The sequence below is a fragment of the Sorangium sp. So ce128 genome, from assembly GCF_051525245.1.
Classification (GTDB): Bacteria; Myxococcota_A; Polyangia; order Polyangiales; family Polyangiaceae; genus Sorangium; species Sorangium cellulosum_B.
Genome location: NZ_CP150313.1, coordinates 10784783 through 10803988 on the forward strand (window position 1 = coordinate 10784783; position 19206 = coordinate 10803988).

Here is a 19206-nt window from a genome sequence, read left to right on the forward strand (position 1 = left end):
CCGCCGTCCCGCGCCCCGCTCAGGTGCGGCGGCGCGGGATGAGGGGGGGATCTCCAGCGAACGGGTTCATCGACAGCGCGGCCAGCACGCCGGCCGCGCCTGCCTTCACCTTCTCCATCCCCGGAGCGACCGGCGCGAGCTCCTCGCGCTCCTCGAGGAGCTCGGGGGGGATCTCGAGCATGAACCGGCTCGGCGTCCTCGGCACCATCTTGCCGCGCGAGCCGCGGTGCTTCGCCCGCGTGAGGTAGAGCCGATCGCGGGCCCGCGTGACCGCGACGTAGAAGAGCCGCCGCTCCTCCTCGATGCTGTGGCCGCCCGTGTCGCCGCCCTCCGCGCCGCTCGGCGCGGCGTCCGTGGCGCGCTCGTCGAGGCTGCGCTGGTGGGGCATCAGCCCCTCCTCCAGGCCGATCACGAACACGTACGGGAACTCGAGCCCCTTCGCGCCGTGCATCGTGGTGAGCGTCACCCGGTCGGTGGCCTCCTCTTCCTCGGAGTCCTGCCGCAGGGCGAGCAGCCGCAGGAACTCGGCGAAGCTCGCGCGGTCCCCCTTCCCCTTCTCGTCGCGGCGCGCGAAGACGTTGAGCAGGCCCTCGATGTTGCCCCAGCGGCGCGCCGCGGCGTTGGCCGTGGACGAGCCGGCCATGATGTCTTCCTTGAAGCCGGCGTCGGCGAGGAGCGCGCGGGCGACCTCCGCGGAGGGCTCGCCGCGCTCGAACCGCGCGCGCGTGGCCTCGATGATCCGGAGCAGCTGGCGGCAGCCCTCGATCGCGGCGGCGGTCAGCTCGTGGACGGCGTGCGGCCGCGACACCGCCGTCCAGAGCGACGCGTCGTGCGCCGTCGCGTAGGCGCCGAGCTTGGCCACCGCGACGTCGCCGATGCCCCGCGCCGGGTAGTTCAGGATGCGCCGCAGGCACATCTCGTCGCCCGGGTTGAGCGCGACGCGGAGATAGGCGATGAGGTCCTTGACCTCCTTGCGCTCGAAGAACTGCTGGCCGCCGATCATCCGGATCGGGATCTGCCGCTCCTTGAGGGCCGACTCGATCGCGGCCGCCTGGAGGTTCGAGCGGTACAGCACGGCGATGTCCTTCGGCCGCGCGGCCTCCCGCTCCAGGAGGCGCTGCGCCTCCGTGGCCACGAAGCTCGCCTCGACGTCCGGGTCCACGCAGATGATGGACCGCACCTTGTCGCCCTCCACCCGGGTGGCGATGAGCGACTTCTTGTGCCGCCGGGCGCCGGACTTGGCGAGCACCGCGTTCGCGACGTCGAGGATCGGCTTGCGGGAGCGGTAGTTGTGCTCGAGCTTGACGACCTTCGCGCCGGAGAAGTGCTCCTCGAAATCGAGGATGTTGCGCACGTCGGCGCCGCGCCAGGCGTAGATCGACTGGTCGTCGTCGCCGACGACCACCACGTTGCGGTGCTCGCCGCAGAGCAGGCGCAGGAGCTCCAGCTGGGCGCGGTTCGTGTCCTGGTACTCGTCGACGATCACGAAGCGGTAGCGCATCCGCCAGCGCTCGAGGACGTCGGCGCGCGCCTGCCAGAGGCGGACCACCTCGCAGATGAGATCGTCGAAGTCGAACGCCTGGAACGAGCGCAGCGCCGCCATGTAGCGCGGGTACACGAGCATCGAGATCTCGTCGTACTCGTCGATTCCCTTGCCCTGCCGCTGCGCCTCGGCCCAGGTCTCGGCGTCGAGGAACGCGTTCTTGGCGTTCGAGATGCGCGAGAGGATCGCGCTGACGTCGTAGCTCTTGCCGGCGCGGAGCTCGCGGAGGATCTCGCGGATGACCCCCAGGGCGTCGGACTGGTCGAAGATGGCGAAGGAGCCGCCGCGCAGGCCGAGGGCGCGGGTCTCCGCGCCGAGGACGTCGAGCCCGAAGCGGTGGAAGGTGCAGACCTTGAGCTCGCGCGCGACCTTGGAGCCGACGAGCTTGCCGACGCGCTCGTGCATCTCGGCGGCGGCCTTGTTGGTGAAGGTCATCGCCAACATGGAGCGCGCCGGGATGCCGCGATCGAGAAGGCGGGCGATCCGCGTGGTCACCACACGCGTCTTGCCGGAACCTGCGCCGGCGAGCACCAGCATTGGCCCGAGCTCGTGCTCGACGGCCGCACGTTGAGACGGGTTCAATAAGTCCGACACCGTACCGTGGCCTAGCCCGGCGCGCGGCGGAGCGGGAGCTTGATTTTACCGGAGCGCGGCGCGGACGCGGGATGGGCGCTGAAAAGGCTCAGATACCGGGCGGCGTGGCGAACTGCCCAGGGAACGGGTTCGCCTCGCGGCGGCGCTGGACCTCGTCGAACGTCCAGGGCGTCGTCCCGCGCTCGTTGAAGAGGGCCACGCCGATCACGCCGACGTTCCTCGTGTCGCCGTGCTTCTGGTTCGCGTAGGAGCCGCGGACCGAGCCGAAGCGGAATGCGGCGACCGTGTCGACGGACTGGCGGAAGCCGTCGATCTCGAGCTCGCCGTGGGGATCGATCAGGTAACCGCGCTTGCTGAACGTGGCGGCCTGGCCGTCCATGACGTCGAGGCCGTCGACGGAGACGACGCACTCGATCCGGGTCGGCGTGAGGTTGCGCAGCACGATGCTGTAGCGCTGGCCGGCCTCGCCGATGACGTGGCTCTTCTCGCCGGCGACGAAGCCGCTCAGGAAGCCGCCGCCCTCGCCGCGGAGCCCGACCGCGACGGCGCCGCCCGCCAAGGTGAACGCCTGAGGCGACGTGCGGCGGAAGCCGGACGCGCTCGCCATGGCGCGGGCGCCCTCGGCGTCGTTGTAGAAAAGGCTCGCGACCACGAAGGGGCGGTTGACATCGGCCCGGACGAACGGCGCGGTCGAGATGCGCGACACGCGCGTCTCGCCCCACTCGGTGCCGAGGCCCGGGCGATCGATGGGCTCCGGCGCGACCTGGCTGCTCGGCGCCTTGCGCGCCGCTCCCTCGGCGCGCGAGGCGCCGCCCGTGGCGGAGGGCCGCTCGATCTCGGTCGAAGGCGCCGCAGGCGAGGCGTCGAGCGACGGCGGCGCGGCGGGCGCGCCCGGCTCGTCGAACGCGGCGCCGTCCTGGAACCCCTGTGCGCTGGAGGGCTCGGGAGCGCCCGTGATCGCGCGTCCCCCCTTTGCCGTGGAATCCGCCGGCCGGGCCGCTGTGCTGCCGCCGCAGCCGGCGGTGCCCGCGAGGAGCGATATCGCCAAACAAGCCAGCCCGATTCGTCGCATCCGGTTCATGGTCCCTCCACTCCGCATTTGCGGTGTCGACCAGAGAACGGGCGCGACGAGGCTACCTTACAGCCGAGCGCGCCTGCGCCCCGGCGTGCGCGGACGGCGGCGCGGGCGCGGGGGGTTCACTCGCCGCGATCCAGCGCTGAGCCAGCGCGAGCCCGAGCGCGGCCGACGCGACGGCGAGCGCGCAGACGGCGAGCGCGGAGGCGCGCGACGCTGCACGGGCGACGGGCCGCGCCGGAGGTGCGCGCCGCGTCGAGCGCGCCCTCGGGCGGCGCGAGAGGCGCGCGGCGCCGGCCGACGCGGCGAGCAGCGGTCGGCGCTGCGCCTCCGCGGATGCCTCGCCGCGCGCAGGCGTGCAGGCCGCGACGGCGTCGGCCGCGGTCGGGGTGAGCGCGGTCGCGCTGACCACCGGCCAGGCGCTCGAGGACGATCCGTCGTGGAACCGGACGTGCACTCGGCGCACAGCGGCTTCCATGTCGGCGGCCGTCTGGAAGCGATGCTCGGGCGCCTTCGCGATCGCGCGCAGGATCAGCCGCTCGAGCGCCGCCGGGATCGGCTGCGGCGCGAAGCGCGAGGGAGGAGGAGCCTCCTGCTCGCAGTGAGCGAAGCGGAGCGCGTCGCCCCGGCCGCGCAGCTCGTCGAAGGGGCCTCGCCCGGCGACGAGCTCGTAGAGGACGAGCCCCATCGCATAGATATCCGCGCGCGGATCGATCGGCTGGGCGGCGCACTGCTCGGGCGCCATCGTCCTGGGTGTGCCGATGACGGCGTCCGGGGCGGTCAGCGAGGCGCTGGCGTGGAGGAGCTTCGCGACGCCGAAGTCGAGGACCTTGAGCGTGCCGTCGTCACAGAGGAACAGGTTCTCGAGCTTGAGATCGCGGTGGACGATGCCCGCCGCGTGCGCGAGCGACAGCGCGGACAGGGCCTGCAGGACCAGGTCGAGCGCGGTCGGGACCGCGACCACGCCGAGGCGCGCGAGCTCGGTCCGGAGATCGCGCCCCTCGAGGAGCTCCATGGCGAAGTAGGGGCGGCCACCGTCGGTCACGCCGAGATCGAACACGTCGGGGAGACCCGGGTGGCGCAGGCGAGCGATCGAGCGCGCCTCGGCGCGCAGGCGCGCCGAGAGATCGCTGCGGCCGGCGTGGCTGCGGTGCAGCACCTTCACCGCGAACCGTCGACCGAGCGCCCGGTGCTCGACCTCGTACACCTCGCCCATGCCGCCCTGGCCGAGCAGGCGCAGCACGACATACGGCGTGCCGGGGAGCGGCTCCCCCTCACCCGGCGCGCGGAGCGGCCACGCGCCTTCGGACGGCTCGCCCTCGCCCGGCGCGCGGAGCGACCGCGCGAAAGGCGCCCTCGGCGCGAGCGACACCCCGCGCGCGTAGAGCAGCGTGCGCGCCCCGGAGCACTCGGCGGACGCGCCGCTCATCGCGCCTCTCCGGCCGCGAGGTGCGCCCGCGCGCTGCGCTCGCCGTCCGGCGGCGCGGCGCGCCCCGCTCCGCCGTGAGCCGGCGTCTCCCTGCCCCCGCCTTCGCCCAGCGCCTCCGCGAGCGCGGCGGCCATCGCGTCCGCCGTCTGCCAGCGGAGCCCCGGATCCTTCTCGAGCGCGCGCGCGACGGCATGATCGAGCGCCGGAGGCACCCAGAGGAGCGAACGGAGCCGCGGCGCCGGTGTGCTGAGGTGCGCCCGCATCACCGCCATCGAGTCGACCACCGGAAACGGACCGCGCCCGGTGATCGCCTCGAAGAGCAGGAGGCCCACCGCGTACACGTCCGTGCGAGCGTCGACCTCCTCGCCGCGGATCTGCTCGGGCGACAGGTAGCGCGGCGTGCCGAGGACGTTCGAGCCCGTCGACGGCTCCAGCCCCTCGCGGCTCACCTTCGCGATGCCGAAGTCGATGAGCACGGCGTGCTCGGCCTCGGGCACACCGGGCGCGCTCTCCAGATCGGCAACGCCTTGCTCGGCGCAGCTCGCTTGCGCGAGGAAGACGTTCGCCGGCTTGATGTCGCGGTGGACGATGCCAGCGCGGTGCGTCGCCGCGAGCCCGCCGAGCACCTGGATGGCGATGCGCACGGCGGCGGGCGTCGCGAGCGGCCCGCGCGCGTCGAGCCGCTCGCGCATCGTCTCGCCGAAGAGGCGCGGCATGACGAGGAAGGGCCGGCCGTCGCTCGTCACGCCGACCTCCTCGACCTTCACGATGTGGGGATGGCTCAGCGCCGAGAGAGCGCGCCCCTCCTGGACCAGGCGCGCTCCGATCTCGCTCGACCCCTCGTGCATGGCGCGGAGCAGCTTGAGCGCCCGCAGCTGGCCGCGGCGCCCGGTCACCTCGAAGACCTCCGAGCACGAGCCTGCCCCGATCCGACGGAGCACACGGTAGGAAGTCCCCGGCAGCGGCTGTCCGTCTTTCTTTTGCACCATGTCCGTCGACCTCCCTCGCGGGGGCGCGCGGCGGAGCGCCGGCGCCTTCGTTCGGGAAGGGAATCGTCGCTCTCGTGGCAGAAGTTGCGCGAACAAACCGCTCAGATCATCAAAAAACGCGCAATCAACGGATGTGCAGTGGGACGCGCTGCGAGCCGTTCAGGGCTGCACAAGGGGCGCGCGGCCTTCGCTCAGTGATAGAGGAACCACCGGACGCCCGGCTTGATCTCCATATGGTAATGGTCGACGTGCGCCGCATTGAAATTGGGCGTCAGCACGTATGTAAAAATCCCGAGGTCCGCCGCTTCGCACACGATGGACCGGAGCTCGCGCGCCTCGGGGAGCTCGGGCTGGGGCGCCCCCTCACCGCAGGTCTTGTCCCCGATGCGGCCGTGGAAGTGGCGCGCGACGCTGATCCAGGTGCCGTCGCGCTTCTTGAGGGCACCGACGTCGATGGCCAGGCCGGCGGGGTGCCGCGTGCCCGGCGGAGCCCACGTGCCGCGGGGCTTCTGCGCTGCATCGCTGCGCAGCGCGACGTCGCCACGGTGCTTGACCGGAGACGTTGTCGCCCGGGTCGGCCCCGCGGCTTTGCGCCGAGCAGCGCGGCGCGCTCCGACCTTGCCGGCGGCCTTCTTGGCCGGCCCGCTACGCGCAGCGATCGTCCGCGTCCGCTGGCCAGGAGCCTTGGAAGCGGCGCCTGGATCGGCTTCCAAGGCGCCCTTCTCCTTCGACGCGGCCTCCGCTGCGCCCTTCTCCTTCGGCGCGGCCCCCGCTGCGCCCTTCTCCTTCGGCGCAGCCCCCGCGGCGGCCCTCGCCTTCGGCCCGGTCTCTGCCGCACCCTTCTGCTTCGGCGCGGCCTCCGCTGCGCCCTTCTCCTTCGACGCGGCCTCCGCCGCCCCCTTCTCCTTCAGGCGTCGCGGCCGCTCCTCAGGTGCCTTGGACGTCCCATCGAGCGCGCCCTTCTTGCCGAGCTCCACCGGCAGCGCAGGCTCGACCGGCGAGGCCTGCCTCGCCGATTCCTCGCGGGCAGCGCCGTCCGCGGCCTCTGCCTGTTGCACCGCGCTGTCAGCGGCCTTGGCATGAGCGATCGGGTGCCCGTGCTCTCCGTCACCGTCCACGCCCTCGCGGCCGCGCATCGGCACGTTGGGTCGATACATCGTGTAATGGACGACCTCGTCGATATCGTGCCTCGAGAGCACGGCCGCGAAATCGTCGAGGGCGAGCGCGAGGCGCGCGTCCAGGATCTCGAACATGCTCGTCACGCGCTGCTCGGGCGGGAGCACCGAATGAAAGTTCACGCCGTTCAGCCGACCCGTGAGCCGGATCGGAGCGCGCACCCCAGGCGCGTGGTCGACCTTGAGGTGCAGGATCTTCCGGCGATCCAGCTCCGCCAGCGCCTCCTCGTTCGTCATGTTGGCGTAGCGGTACGCCGGAGACGCCTCGGCGACGCTCGCCTCCGGCGTCGTGAGGAACGGCGACGCGGCCGACGCGGGCGCCGGACCGAGCGTCGCGACGGACGCAAGCAGCGCGCAGGCCAACGGCTTCATCAGACAGCGAAGTCGGGAAAACGCCACAGCGGCCGCACTCTAACGTGGCCGGGCTGGAAGGCTAGAAAATGGGCGGTGGCTGGACCCGTGTGCAGCACCTGAATCGCGCCGCCCCGAGCGCTGACCATCGCGGAGGGACATCGTGGCGGCTAGGCTGAGCGCGCGCGGCCGCGACCCCTGGTCGCCGCGATCCCCGCGTAAGCCCCCGCACCGCGCGCCCCCCCCGCGACGAACACGCCTTGCAGCCGCCCACACCCATCGAACCGAGCCGAGACGCCCGCGCACCTGCGGGCGACGAGACACCTGGCGCGCCGGCAGACGCGAACGCCGCGCATGCGGGCGCCGACGAGCGCGAGCGCCCGCGGCCGCCCGAGCCGACCGCGGCGCGCGCGCTCCTCGCCGCTGGCATCACGACCGCCGCCGTGACGGCGGTGTCTTACGCCGCGCCGAAGAGCTACGCCGGCACGCTCGTCGGCCTCACGTTCTTCGCGGCGACGTCCTGGCTCGTGCTGAGGTACGACGAGTCGACGATCCGCGCCCACGGCCTGTCCCTCGGAGGGCTCCTGGAGCCCGTGCCGCTGTCGGCGAGGCGCCTCGCCCGCGCCGCGCTCCGCGCCGTCGGCTGGGCGACGCTGGTCGCCGCGATCGTCTTCCCGCTCTTCTGGCTGGGCTACCGGCTGTACTGGGGCGCGACCTCGCCGTTCGTGCTGCGCCCGCCGCCCTCGCTCGCCGACGAGATCGCCGCGCAGCTGCTCGTGGTCGCGCTGCCCGAGGAGGCGTTCTTCCGGGGCTACCTCCAGAGCGCCCTCGACCGCGTCTTCCCGCCGCGCTTCCGCGTCGCCGGCGCGACGCTCGGCCCGGCGTGGCTCCTCTCGTCGGCGATCTTCGCGATCGGCCACGTGCTCACGATCCAGCACCCGGCCCGGCTCGCCGTCTTCTTCCCCGCGCTCCTCTTCGGATGGCTGCGGGCGCGCACAGGCGGAATCGGGGCGCCGCTCGTGTTCCACGCGGCGTGCAACCTCCTCTCCCTCACCCTCGCCCGCGGCTACGGCCTGTCGCCGTGAGCGCCTCGCCCGAGGGCGCGGAGCGCGCCTTTCGCGGCGCTCCGGCGCGCCGCCGCGTCACGCCGGCGGTCGCGAGGCCGGCGGCGGTCGCGAGGCCGGCGGCGGTCGCGATGTCGGCGACGTCAGCGAGGGCGGCGGCTGCGACGTGTACGGGCCCAGCGGGAGGCCCGAACTGGAGATGCCCGCGCGCGTGTCGACCGCCCAGAGGACGATCGCGGCGACGACCGGGCCGATGAAGATCCCCGCCGCGCCGAACAGCTCGAGCCCGCCGAAGATGGCGAGGAGCGCGATGAGCGGGTGCATCCCGCCGTGCGAGCTCTGGACCCACGGCCGGATCACGTTGTCCGAGAGCCCGATGAGGACCGCCGCGGCGCACATGCCGATCCCCGCCCCGATGCGCCCGACGACGAACAGGTAGATGGCCGCACCCAGCGTGACCGGCGTGGTGCCGATCATGGGGACGAGCGAGAGCAGCGTGGCCAGCAGGCCGAGCAGGAACGCGCCCGGCACGTTGCACACAAACAGCGCGATCGTCGTCAGCGTCCCCTGGACGGCCGCCGTCGCGAGCAGGCCGAGGACGGCGCCGTGCACCGTGTCCTGGATCGACGCGAAGAGGACGTCCGTCTCCTCGTTCCTGAACGGCGACTGCGTGAGCAGCCAGCGCAGCAGCAGGCCCCCGTCGCGGAGCAGGTAGTAGAGCGCGACGACGAACAGGAACGCGTCGACGATCGTCTGCGGCACCGCGGCGACCATGCCGCCCGCGAAGCCGGCGATCGAGCTCCCCACCCGCTCGAACAGGTTGCTCACGTACGTGCGGACATCGTCCCCGGACAGACCAGCCCTGTTGAGGAGCGCCGTTATCCTCCCGTCGTTCAGGAGGCCTTGGACCCGCTCGATCGTGTTCGACCAATCGCGCGCGAAAAAGCGGCTTATCGAGGCGGAGGCCTCGATGATGATCACCGCGAGCGGGATGCACACGAGGATGATCACGCCCACCGTCGAGATCGCGGGCGCGAACTGGCGGAAGCGGCCGAGTCGAGGCGCGAGGCGGCGCTGGAGCGGGGAGACGAGGAGCGCGACCAGACCGCCGAGCAGGACGGGGACGAGCAGCCCCTTCACCATCCAGAAGAACAGAGCGATGAGCCCCGCCCGGAGGGCGAACGACAGCCATCGATCGGACTGAAAATCTTGCTGCATCGCCGGGTGCGCTCGCTCCTGCGCCGCGCTCAGCGGCCCATCGTGGGCCAAGGTAGGGTGAGCCTCCGGCAACCACCAGCGATTTCCGCGTTGCGCAAGCGCGGCGCCGCGGTTCCAGGATACAGTCAGGCTCGGCTGACGACCGCGGGGCGCACGGCCCGCCTCCACAGCCGCATCAGCTGGAGGGAACGAGGATGAGCACGAGCGGAGGCGGAGTTCCGCCCGGAGGCGAAGGCTGGGGCAACGCAGGCGGCGGCTGGGGGTCGAGCCCGCCCGGCGGCCAGGGCGTGGCGCCGGGCGGCGGCGGCTGGGGGTCGGGCCCGCTCGGCGGCCAGGGCGTGGCGCCGGGCGGCGGTGGCGGCGCGTCCTCGTCGGGCGGATACCCGCCGCCAGGCGGGTACCCACCGCCGGGCGGAGGATACCCGCCGCCTGGCGCGGGATGGGGTGCGCCCCCCGGCGGCTACGGCGCGCCGCCTGGAGGCGGCTGGGGCCCGCCGCCGGCTCACGGCGGCGGACCGCCTCACGGCGCCCCGGCGCAGGCCTATTCCGACAAGGACCAGGCGACAGCCTTCATGCTCGCCGTGTTTCTCGGGACCTTCGGCGTCGATCGCTTCTACCTGGGCCAGACGGGGCTCGGGCTCCTCAAGCTGTTCACGTGTGGTGGCCTCGGCTTCTGGAGCCTGATCGACACGATCCTGATCGGCACCGGATCGATGCGAGACGCCCAGGGGCTCGTGCTCAGGCGCGACGCGCCCGTCGGCCACCCGACCAAGAGCCAGTCCACGCTGTTCTTGCTCTCCTATTTCCTCGGCTACTTTGGCGCAGATCGCTTTTATCTGGGACAGACAGGGCTCGGCATAGCGAAGCTCTTGACGTGCGGCGGGCTCGGCATCTGGTCGCTGATCGACATCCTCATGATCGGCATGGGCCGCTTCCGCGACGCAGAGGGCAACTCGCTGCGGTTCGAGCGCTGATCGAGGGGCACACCGGGTCAGGAGGGGAGCGAGCGGAGATACCGAGCCTCGCTGGCCGTCGCCGCGCAGCGCGCGGCGACGGGGCTACTCCAGCGCGAGCATCCGCACGGAGCGAGGCACGAGCCGCACCTCGAGCGCCCCGCGCCGCGCCTCGAAGTGCGCGTCGTCCAGCACATCGCGCGCGCGCTGGGCGCTCACGGTGACGCGCGCCACCACGTCCGCGTCTCCGGGGTTCAGCAAGAAGAGCACCCGCGGCGTGCCCGACGCATCCTCGTGCAGCGTCGCAAAGACACTGTCGGGATCACACGCGAAGGCCGGCAGGCCGAGCGCGTCGATGGCGCGAGACACCGCGGCGTCGGCCGCGGCGGGGTCGTCCTGGAGGAGCGCCGGCAGGTTCTGTCCGGGGGCGAGGAGCCGCTTCAGATCGTAGGGCCGCGGCAGCTGGCGGAAGGCGCCATCGAAGGTGGGCTCGCGGGGGCCGAGCGTGATCAGCGTCCCCTGCCGGGACGTCGCCTCCAGCCACGCGAACAGCTCCGGGCTCAGGCCGCCCGAGGTGGCGCAGATGACCCAGCGCGCCCCGACGAGCGAGATGTCGCGATCCTCGCCGCCGACGTGGGCGTAGGGGACGCCGCGCGCGTCGAGCGCCTCCTCGAACGCACGCACGAACGTGTCGGACTCCACCGCGAGCGGGTAACCGAGCCCGAGGTCGTCCTCGAGGCAGCGATCGCGGGCGCCGAAGTTCATGATCGAGAAGAACGCCCCGGTGAGCGGGCCGAACGCATGCATCACGCGGGAGAGCCGGCGCTCCGTGCGCGGCGTGACGATGCGCACCGGCGCCGGGCGGCGGAGCTCGTGGAACCTCGTCGCCTCGAGGGCCGCGGAGAGCTTCCGCCAGAAGGCGGCGAAGGGGCGAGGGCGGCCGCGCGGATCGATCGGCGCGCCGATCCAGCGGTCGCGCTCGACCGCCATGTAGATGTTGTACCCGCGCAGCCCGTACGCGAGCGCGGCCATCATCACGAACACGCTGTCGCGCTCCTCGAGCGGCGGGAAGAACGGCGGGAAGCCGGCGCCCATCTCGCACGCGAAGGGCGGCAGCGAGAGCGCCTCGCAGCGCACGGCGAGCTCGCTCGTCCGGCGGGCGATGATCTGCCGGCTGCTCGGGCTCGCGATGCTGTAGTAGTCGAGGCCGACGAGGTCGACGACGCGCGAGATGCGCGCCGGGTTGAGCGGCGTCGCGTCCTGTCCCATCGGAAAATTGTGCATCGTGGGCAGGCCGTCGACGCCCGCCGCGGAGAGCGCCCTCGCGAAGCGCCCCATGGCGGTCTCGAGGAGGTGCTCGTGGAACTCGCTCCAGTCGAGGTGGCGCGCGAGATCGGCCGGCATCTCGGCGTCGAACGCGACCGGCGGCGTGATCGTGGCGAACCGCAGATCGCCCTCCTCGGCCTGCGCGCGCTCGCGGGCGATCGCGCGCACGAGCGCCGCGCCGACGTCCTCGGTCGCGTCGCCCTCCGGCGCGGGCTCCACCCTCCTCGTCGCATACGCGCGCTGGAGCGCCTCGATCGTCCGGTACTTCTCGCGCAAGAAGTCGCGGTACAGGGAGATCGCGTCCGGGTGGTAATCCTGGTCGTACGCCCCGTCGCGGAAGTAGAGCGCGCCCTCGTTGTCGATCTGCAAGAGCACGATGGGCCCGTCCGGGTAGAGGTGCGGCTTCAGGACCGGGGCGAGCGCGTTGAAATAGCGGGCGACCTCGTCGTGGAATGCGTTGCTCGCGTAGCTCGGGACCGGGAACCCGTACGGCAGCATCGGGAGCACGACCGGGTTGTTCCGCGCCGAGCGGGCCTGGCAGCTCGGGTCCCAGATGACGCGCTCGGGGATGCCGAAGCAGGTGAGCTCCGCGTTGATGTGCGGGCCCGGGCGGGCGATGACGTAAAAGCCGAGCTCGTGCGCGAGGCGGAGAAAGGCGCCGACGTCGCGGCGCGGATCGAGCCGGCCGAAATCGAACTGCCCCGGGCCGGTCTCGTGAACGGCCCACGGCACATAGATGTCGATCAGGTGAACGCCGAGCGAGCGCGTGGCCTCGAGGCAGGCGCGCCAGTGCTGCGGGTCGAGCCGCCAGTAGTGCACGCTGCCGGCGTACAGCGGGACCAGCTTGCCGCCGATGTCCAGGCCGCCCGGGACAAGGCGTACCCCCCGCGCGAAACGTTCCTCTGGAGAAATCGCGTCCTGGGTCGTGGCCACGCGCGCGCACACTAGCAAGGATCGCGGGGAGATCGATACCGCCGCGTTCGGCCCGGCGCGCGCCGGATGAGGCGACGTCGGCGCCGTGGCACAGCGCTCAGCGCAGGATCGCCACCGAGCGCGCCACGAAGTCGTAAACTGGCCCCCAGTAGACCCCGAGCAGCACGGTCGGAATCGCGAGCGCGCACGTCGTCGCGCCGAGCAGCGGCCGCACCGATGTGGGCTCGGTGCGATCGCTCTTGTCGAGATACATCGTGCGGAGCAGGCGCGCGTAATAGAAGAGCGAGATCACGCTGTTCAGCACGCCGACGATCGCGATAACCCAGCTCCACGCGCCCCCGGCGGCGAGCAGCGCCGAGAAGAGGTAGAATTTGCCGATGAAGCCCGCCATCGGGGGCAGGCCGGTGAGCGAGACGAGGAACACGGCCATCGCCGCGGCGACGAGCGGGGCGCGGCGCCCGAGCCCCCGGAAGGCGGCGAACGTCTCGTCTCCGCCGCTCTCCTCGGCCACGGCCATCACCACCATGAACGCGCCGAGGTTCATGAAGCAGTAGGTGACGATGTAGAAGGCGATCGCGGCGACGCCGGCGCCGCTGAACACCGAGAAGCCGAGCAGCATGTACCCCGCGTGCGCGATGCTCGAGTAGGCGAGCATGCGCTTCACGTTCTCCTGCTCGAGCGCCGACAGGTTGCCGACGGTCATGGTCGCCATCGCGAGGCACCCGAAGAGCACCGGCCACGGCGTCGCGACGCCGGGCGGCGCGCTCCCGGCGCCGAGCGCGTCCGAGAAGAAGCGGATCAGCACCGCGAAGCCGGCCGCCTTCGGCCCCACCGAGAGGAACGCGGTCACCGGGGTCGGCGCGCCCTCGTACACGTCGGGCGTCCACATGTGGAACGGGGCGGCGCTGATCTTGTAGCCGAAGCCCGCGAGCATGAAGGCCGTGCCGACGAACACGACCTCCGGCAGCTTGCCCTGCTGCGCCGTGAGCGCGGCGATCCGCGCCGCGCACTCGTCGAGCCGCATCGACGCGGTGATGCCGAAGATCCAGCTCATCCCGTAGAGCATGATCCCCGACGCGACGCCGCCGAAGATGACGTACTTCAGCGCCGCCTCACTCGATTTCGCGTCGTTGATCTTGAAACCCGCCAGCACGAAGCTGATGACGCTGACGAGCTCGAGCGACAGGTAAATGAGCAGCAGGTGGCGGCTCGCCGCCATCAGGTTCATGCCCAGCGAGAGCACGAGGATCAGCGTGAAGAACTCGCCCGAGTCGCGGCGGAGCTCGGGCTCGATCCCGGGGGCCCGCGGGGGCACCGAGAAGAGGACGATCGCCCCGGTCACGAGCGCGAAGATCACGCGGAAGAGGTTCGAGAAGCGATCGAACGCGAGCAGCCCGTGGAAGAGCGCGCGAGGGGCGGCGTCCGTCGCCAGGAAGTACGCGCCCAGCCCGCCCGAGCAGGCGAGCGCCGCGAGGCTGAGGATCACGAGGCCGGCGAGCTTGAGGCGCGCCGGGGACGCGAGGTCCCACACGACGAGCAGCAGGGCCGCCGCGATGAGGACGAGCTCCGGCGCGAAGTAGGCGAGGCTCGCCACGTTGTCGAGGGTGCGGGGTTCCACGGCTTACCTGGCGCTGGCGAGGGCGCCCTGGCCCGGCGAGGCGCCCTCCTCCGGGGCGCCCGCGCGGGCGTACGCGGCGCCGCCCACGCTGTCCGCGCTCGGCGCGCCGGCGATCTGGGACTGCCCGGGCCTGTCGACGAGGCGGTGCACGTCGAGGGCCCCGCGATCGATGAGGCTGAGCAGCGGGCGCGGCCAGAAGCCGAGGACGAGGACCAGCGCCGCGAGCGGCGCGATCGACGCGAGCTCTCGCCCGCTGATCTCCGGGAACTTCCCGCCGAACGGCTCGAGGTACTTGCTCTGCCGCCACGACGCGCGGAACGTGCCGAGGAACATCCGCTGGAGGGCCCAGAGGTGGTAGGCCGCGGTGATGATGACGCCGACGGCGGCGAGGATCGTGAGGGCGCGGTAGCGCGGGAAGGCGCCGATGAACGTCATCGCCTCCCCCCAGAAGCCGGACAGGCCGGGCAGGCCGAGCGACGCCATGAACGCGAAGCCGACGAGCGCGGTGTAGAGCGGCATCTCCGAGGCGAGGCCGCCGAACCTGTCGATGTCGCGCGTGTGCACGCGGTCGTAGACCACGCCGACCAGGGTGAAGAGCATCCCGGTGATCAGGCCGTGGTTGAACATCTGGACGAGGCAGGCCTGGATGCCCTGCGGCGTCATCGCGCCGAGCGCCAGCAGCGTGAAGCCCATGTGGCTGACGGAGGAGTAGGCCACCAGCTTCTTCAGGTCGCTCTGCGCCATGGCGCAGAAGGCGCCATAGAGGATGTTGACCACCCCGAACACCGCCATGGCCGGCGCGGCCCACTGCGTCGCCTCGGGCAGCAGGGTGAAGTTGATGCGGAGGATGCCGTAGGTGCCCATCTTGAGGAGCACCCCAGCGAGGATCACGCTGATCGCGGTCGGCGCCTCCACGTGGGCGTCCGGCAGCCAGGTGTGGAACGGGAACATCGGGATCTTGATGGCGAACCCGACGAAGAGCCAGATCCAGACCACCTTCACCGCGGCGACGCCGAGGATCGTGAGCCCCTGCGCCGCCCAGGCGACCCGCGAGAGCTCCGGGATCGAGAAGATGCGCTCGGTGGCCTGGCCGTCGACCAGGTAGGTATGGCCGGCGTTCAGGTAGAACCAGATGAACGCGAGCAGCATGAAGACGCTGCCGGCCAGCGTGTAGAGGAAGAACTTGATCGCCGCGTACTCGCGCCGCGGTCCGCCCCAGATGCCGATGAGGAAGTACATCGGCAGGAGCATCACCTCCCAGAAGACGAAGAAGAGGAACAGGTCGAGCGCGATGAAGACGCCGAACATCCCCGTGACGAGGAGGTTGTACATCGCGAAGTAGCCCTTGAGCTGGTCGTGGACGCTGTAGCTCGCGAGGGCGCCCACGAACGAGATCAGCGCCGTGAGCAGGACCATCGAGATCGACACGCCGTCGACGCCGACGAAGTACTCGACGTTCAGCGAGCGGATCCACACGCCGTGCTCGATGAACTGGTAGCCGTCGTTCCCGTCGGCCCTGGTGAAGCCCCGATCGAACTGCGCGTAGAGCCACGCCGCGAGCACGAGGTTCACGCCCATCAGCACGACGGTCATCAGACGGAGCTTCCTGTCGTCCTGGTAACGCAAGAGGTGCGCGAGGAAGACCGCGACCACGCCGAGCAGCGGCAGGAACGTCAGGATCGAGAGGATGTGGTCGCCGACGAAGCCAAGGCTGCTCCCGCGTTCCGCGTGGATGCCCATCGCGACGGTCCGCGCTACACCCAGCACGCCGGCCGCGCCGGCCGCCACCGCGTCGGACTCGACGACGACGTGCCCGTAGAGCTCCCGCGCGCGCACGCCCGCGGTCTTCCACCGGACCACGACCTTCCGGCTCGCGCCCGGCGGGAGGGTCGCCGCGGCGCCGCCGCCCTCGAGCTCCACGCTGACGCCCGGCGGGACGCGCGGGTCCTCGGGGGACGTCCGCACGATCACCCGCGTCACCTTCAAGGGGCCGTCGCCCTGGTTCTCGATCGTGAACGAGCCGACGTGATCCGGCCCGCTCGCGGCGAGCTCGACCGGCGCGCCGGGCGGCTCCGCGCGCAGCGCGATCTGGCCGCGCGGCCCGGGCGCCCTCGGCGCATCGAGCGCCAGCGCCGGCGGCGCGGCCCCGAGCACGACGGAGAGCGCGATCAGGAGGGGGATCAGGAGCTTCATCGAGGTGGACCTGGCCGATCTCGCGAGGGCGAATCCACGGCGCATGCTGACGAGGGAGAGGTTCGACATCGGCCGTTCACCGCAGGAAGTAATGAACGATGCTGAACAAGGCGACGCCGCCCAGGAGGAAATAGACGTAGCTCTGGATGCGCCCGGTCTGCAGAGAGCGGAGCTTCGCCCCGGCGCTCAGCGTGCCCTCGGCGACGAGGTTCACGACGCCGTCGACGAGGTACCGATCGATGGCGCCCGTGACCCAGGCGGCGGCCCGGGCCAGGACCGCGACCCCGTTGACGATGCCGTCGACGATCCAGCGGTCCATCTCGGCGAAGAAGAGGCGCAGCGAGAGGGCGGCGCGCACCACCGTCGCGTCGTAGATCTCGTCGACGTAGTACTTGTTCGAGAGGAGCTGGAAGCCCGGGAGCCGCCGCTCTTCCTCGGCCCAGCGCACGGAGCGACGCGCGCCGTAGCGGGCGCGCGCGAGCGAGAAGGCGACGACCGCGCCGCCGACGGAGAGCGCCATGAGCGCGAGCTCGAGCCCCAGCCCGTGGCGCCGGAACGAGACCTCCGTGTGAGCGAACACCGGATGGAGCCACGCCTCCAGCAGGGGCTCGCCGTGGCCGCCGACGAAGTGGCTGGAGAAGCCGAACACCGCGCCCGCGCACGCCGACAGGACCGCCAGGGCCGCGAGCACCCAGGTGATCGCCGGCGGCGACTCGTGGACCTGGGTCTCGATCTCCTTGCGGGCGTGGGGTCCCTCGAACGTCAGGAAGTAGCTCCGCCACATGTAGAACGACGTGCCGAGCGCCGCCGCGAGGCCCATCCCGTAGAGGAGCAGCCCCGGGATCGGGCCGGTGTTCTCGGTGCCGAACGCCTTCCAGAGGATCTCGTCCTTGGACCAGAAGCCTGCGAAGAACGGGATGGGCGCGGCGGTGATGGCGAGGCACGCCGCCTGGTACGTCCGCGCCGTGAGCGGCATGACGCGGCGGAGGCCGCCCATGTTGCGCATGTCCTGGGCCGCGGCCTCGTCGTGCTCCACCGCGTGCATCCCGTGGATCACCGAGCCGGAGCCGAGGAACAGGCACGCCTTGAAGAAGGCGTGCGTCATCAGGTGGAACACGGCGGCCCAGTACGCCCCGACGCCGACCCCGATGAACATGAAGCCGAGCTGGCTCACCGTGCTGTAGGCGAGCACCTTCTTGATGTCGTACTGGAAGAAGCCGATCGTCGCCGCGAGGAGCGCCGTCGAGGCCCCGATCAGCGCGATGACGCCGCCCGCGACCGGGCTCAGCGAGAACAGAAAGCTGAGGCGCGCGACCATGTAGACGCCGGCCGTGACCATGGTGGCGGCGTGGATCAGCGCGGAGACGGGGGTCGGGCCGGCCATCGCGTCCGGCAGCCAGACGTGGAGCGGGATCTGGGCGCTCTTGCCGGCGGCGCCGACGAAGAGGAAGAGGCAAGCCAGCGTGATCAGCGCGACGCCGCCCCACACCGTCTTCGACTCGAGGGCATCCTTGAGGAACGCCTTGCCGCTCGCGTCCTTGATGACGAGCTGATCGTGGATCTCGCGGAACGTGACCGTCGAGCCCACGGTCGCCACCACGATCTCCTTGCCCGGCTCGACGCGCATCCGCTCGATCGCGGCGATCTCGACGCCGTCGCCCCCGATCACGGCGCCGTCGCCGGGCACGATCACCACGGAGTGCGCCCCGGCGTCGATCTCCTTGCGGATGAAGGGGGACACGCCGAACGGCCGCGGGCTCGAGGCGAGCTGAGCGGCGTCGGCGATACCGAGGTACACGCGCGCGCCGGGATGACCGGTGAAGGTGAGGTATCCCTTCGCCCCGGCGAGCGGCTTCGCCCTGCGCTCGCCCGCCTTGCCCCCGGCGCCGTCCTGCGCCCTGGCGGAGGCGCCGTGATCGCCGCGCGCCTCCGCGGCCACCGCGATGAAGCGCGCGCGGTAATCGGAGAGGAACCGGCCGTCGTCGAGCCACCTGGCGCCGAGGCCCCAGAAGAGGAGCGCCAGGCCGCACACGAAGCCCCAGTCGCCGATCCGGTTCACGACGAAGGCCTTCATGCCGGCGGAGGCCTTCTTGTAGTCGCTGTACCAGAACCCGATGAGCAGATAGCTGCAGAGGCCGACGCCCTCCCAGCCGAAGAACATCACGATGAAGTTGTCCCCGAGGACGAGGAGCAACATCGAGAAGACGAAGAGGTTCAGGTAGGTAAAGAATCGCCAGTACGCCGGCTCTGCCTCCATGTACGAGGCGGCGTAAACATGGATGAGCGTGCCGACGCCGGTGATGATCAGCGTCATGAGGCAGCTCAGCGGATCCATCACGAACGCGAAGTTCGCGTCGAGCGATCCGATGCGGACCATCTGCCAGGCGAAGCTGTAGAGCGCGCGTTCCCCCGGAGGGAGCCCGACGAGCTGGACGAAGCTCGCGAGCCCGAGAGCGAAGGCGCCCAGCATGGCGCCCACGGCGACGAGCGTGACGCCGAAGCTCCCGATGTGGAGCCGCCTCGACACATCGCGACCGAACACGCTCCGCTGCAACGTGCGGCCGAACAGCGCGTTGATCACCGCGCCGAGCATCGGCAGGAGCGGAATCCACCAGAGCGGCGTCAGCGCCGTGTGGACGTGCGTGACCTGGCCGGAGTAGTCGGGCATCGTTGGGGCAGCCGGTGAGAACATGGGCCGGCACGCGCGTCGTTGCTCTGCAACGACCCCGCGACGTGTCAGTCGGC

12 protein-coding genes are annotated in these 19206 nt (G+C 71.6%); 2 read left to right on the forward strand and 10 right to left on the reverse strand.

Translation table 11 applies throughout. The annotated features are described in order from the left end of the window. Positions 1-19 precede the first annotated feature (19 nt). From WME82_RS40895 to WME82_RS40915, 5 genes are all read right to left on the reverse strand, one after another. On the reverse strand, positions 20-2137 hold the full coding sequence (locus WME82_RS40895) for an ATP-dependent helicase (RefSeq protein ID WP_437741959.1): 2118 nt from the start codon (positions 2135-2137) through the stop codon (positions 20-22). Positions 2138-2225: 88 nt separating this feature from the next. After that, positions 2226-3209, reverse strand: a complete 984-nt coding sequence (locus WME82_RS40900) for a hypothetical protein (protein WP_438039739.1) — start codon at positions 3207-3209, stop codon at positions 2226-2228. Positions 3210-3270: 61 nt separating this feature from the next. Further along, positions 3271-4641, reverse strand: coding sequence for a serine/threonine-protein kinase (locus WME82_RS40905; RefSeq protein WP_438039740.1), 1371 nt, complete (start codon positions 4639-4641; stop codon positions 3271-3273). After that, entirely contained in the window at positions 4638-5630 is a 993-nt protein-coding gene (locus tag WME82_RS40910) for a serine/threonine-protein kinase (RefSeq protein ID WP_438039741.1), read from the reverse strand. Before WME82_RS40910 ends, WME82_RS40905 begins: the two co-directional genes overlap by 4 nt. Before the next feature lie 191 nt (positions 5631-5821). Then, a complete protein-coding gene (locus tag WME82_RS40915) occupies positions 5822-7177 on the reverse strand; it encodes an extensin family protein (protein ID WP_438039742.1) in 1356 nt (451 codons plus the stop codon). A 239-nt stretch (positions 7178-7416) separates the two neighbouring features. Between WME82_RS40915 and mrtC the strand changes: the two genes are divergently transcribed. Next, positions 7417-8241, forward strand: coding sequence for a myxosortase MrtC (mrtC, locus tag WME82_RS40920; RefSeq protein ID WP_438039743.1), 825 nt, complete (start codon positions 7417-7419; stop codon positions 8239-8241). Between the two features lie 57 nt (positions 8242-8298). Here the strand turns inward: mrtC and WME82_RS40925 are convergent, their stop codons facing one another. Continuing rightward, positions 8299-9489, reverse strand: coding sequence for an AI-2E family transporter (locus WME82_RS40925; protein WP_438039744.1), 1191 nt, complete (start codon positions 9487-9489; stop codon positions 8299-8301). Positions 9490-9632: 143 nt separating this feature from the next. On the opposite strand from WME82_RS40925, the gene WME82_RS40930 reads away from it, so the two are divergent. Then, the gene (locus WME82_RS40930; RefSeq protein WP_438039745.1) at positions 9633-10412 is read left to right on the forward strand and encodes a TM2 domain-containing protein; all 780 of its coding nucleotides are present in this window, start codon (positions 9633-9635) and stop codon (positions 10410-10412) included. Positions 10413-10496: 84 nt separating this feature from the next. On the opposite strand, the gene WME82_RS40935 is transcribed toward WME82_RS40930, so the two are convergent. From WME82_RS40935 to WME82_RS40950, 4 genes are all read right to left on the reverse strand, one after another. Next, positions 10497-12650: a beta-galactosidase gene (locus tag WME82_RS40935; protein WP_438039746.1), complete on the reverse strand. Its 2154-nt coding sequence runs from the start codon at positions 12648-12650 to the stop codon at positions 10497-10499. Positions 12651-12747: 97 nt separating this feature from the next. Beyond that, positions 12748-14268: an NADH-quinone oxidoreductase subunit N gene (locus tag WME82_RS40940; RefSeq protein WP_438039747.1), complete on the reverse strand. Its 1521-nt coding sequence runs from the start codon at positions 14266-14268 to the stop codon at positions 12748-12750. Between the two features lie 3 nt (positions 14269-14271). Then, positions 14272-16530: a complex I subunit 4 family protein gene (locus WME82_RS40945; RefSeq protein WP_438039748.1), complete on the reverse strand. Its 2259-nt coding sequence runs from the start codon at positions 16528-16530 to the stop codon at positions 14272-14274. 7 nt (positions 16531-16537) lie between these two features. Beyond that, positions 16538-19129, reverse strand: a complete 2592-nt coding sequence (locus WME82_RS40950; RefSeq protein WP_438039749.1) for an NADH-quinone oxidoreductase subunit L — start codon at positions 19127-19129, stop codon at positions 16538-16540. Positions 19130-19206 lie beyond the last annotated feature (77 nt).

Excerpts from the sequence above, each read along its gene's own strand:
- WME82_RS40915 (WP_438039742.1), bottom strand. The coding sequence starts at position 7,177 with ATGAAGCCGTTGGCCTGCGCGCTGCTTGCGTCCGTCGCGACGCTCGGT.
- WME82_RS40905 (WP_438039740.1), bottom strand. The coding sequence starts at position 4,641 with ATGAGCGGCGCGTCCGCCGAGTGCTCCGGGGCGCGCACGCTGCTCTAC.
- WME82_RS40945 (WP_438039748.1), bottom strand. The coding sequence starts at position 16,530 with ATGTCGAACCTCTCCCTCGTCAGCATGCGCCGTGGATTCGCCCTCGCG.
- WME82_RS40910 (WP_438039741.1), bottom strand. The coding sequence starts at position 5,630 with ATGGTGCAAAAGAAAGACGGACAGCCGCTGCCGGGGACTTCCTACCGT.
- WME82_RS40950 (WP_438039749.1), bottom strand. The coding sequence starts at position 19,129 with ATGCCCGACTACTCCGGCCAGGTCACGCACGTCCACACGGCGCTGACG.
- WME82_RS40900 (WP_438039739.1), bottom strand. The coding sequence starts at position 3,209 with ATGCGACGAATCGGGCTGGCTTGTTTGGCGATATCGCTCCTCGCGGGC.
- WME82_RS40930 (WP_438039745.1), top strand. The coding sequence starts at position 9,633 with ATGAGCACGAGCGGAGGCGGAGTTCCGCCCGGAGGCGAAGGCTGGGGC.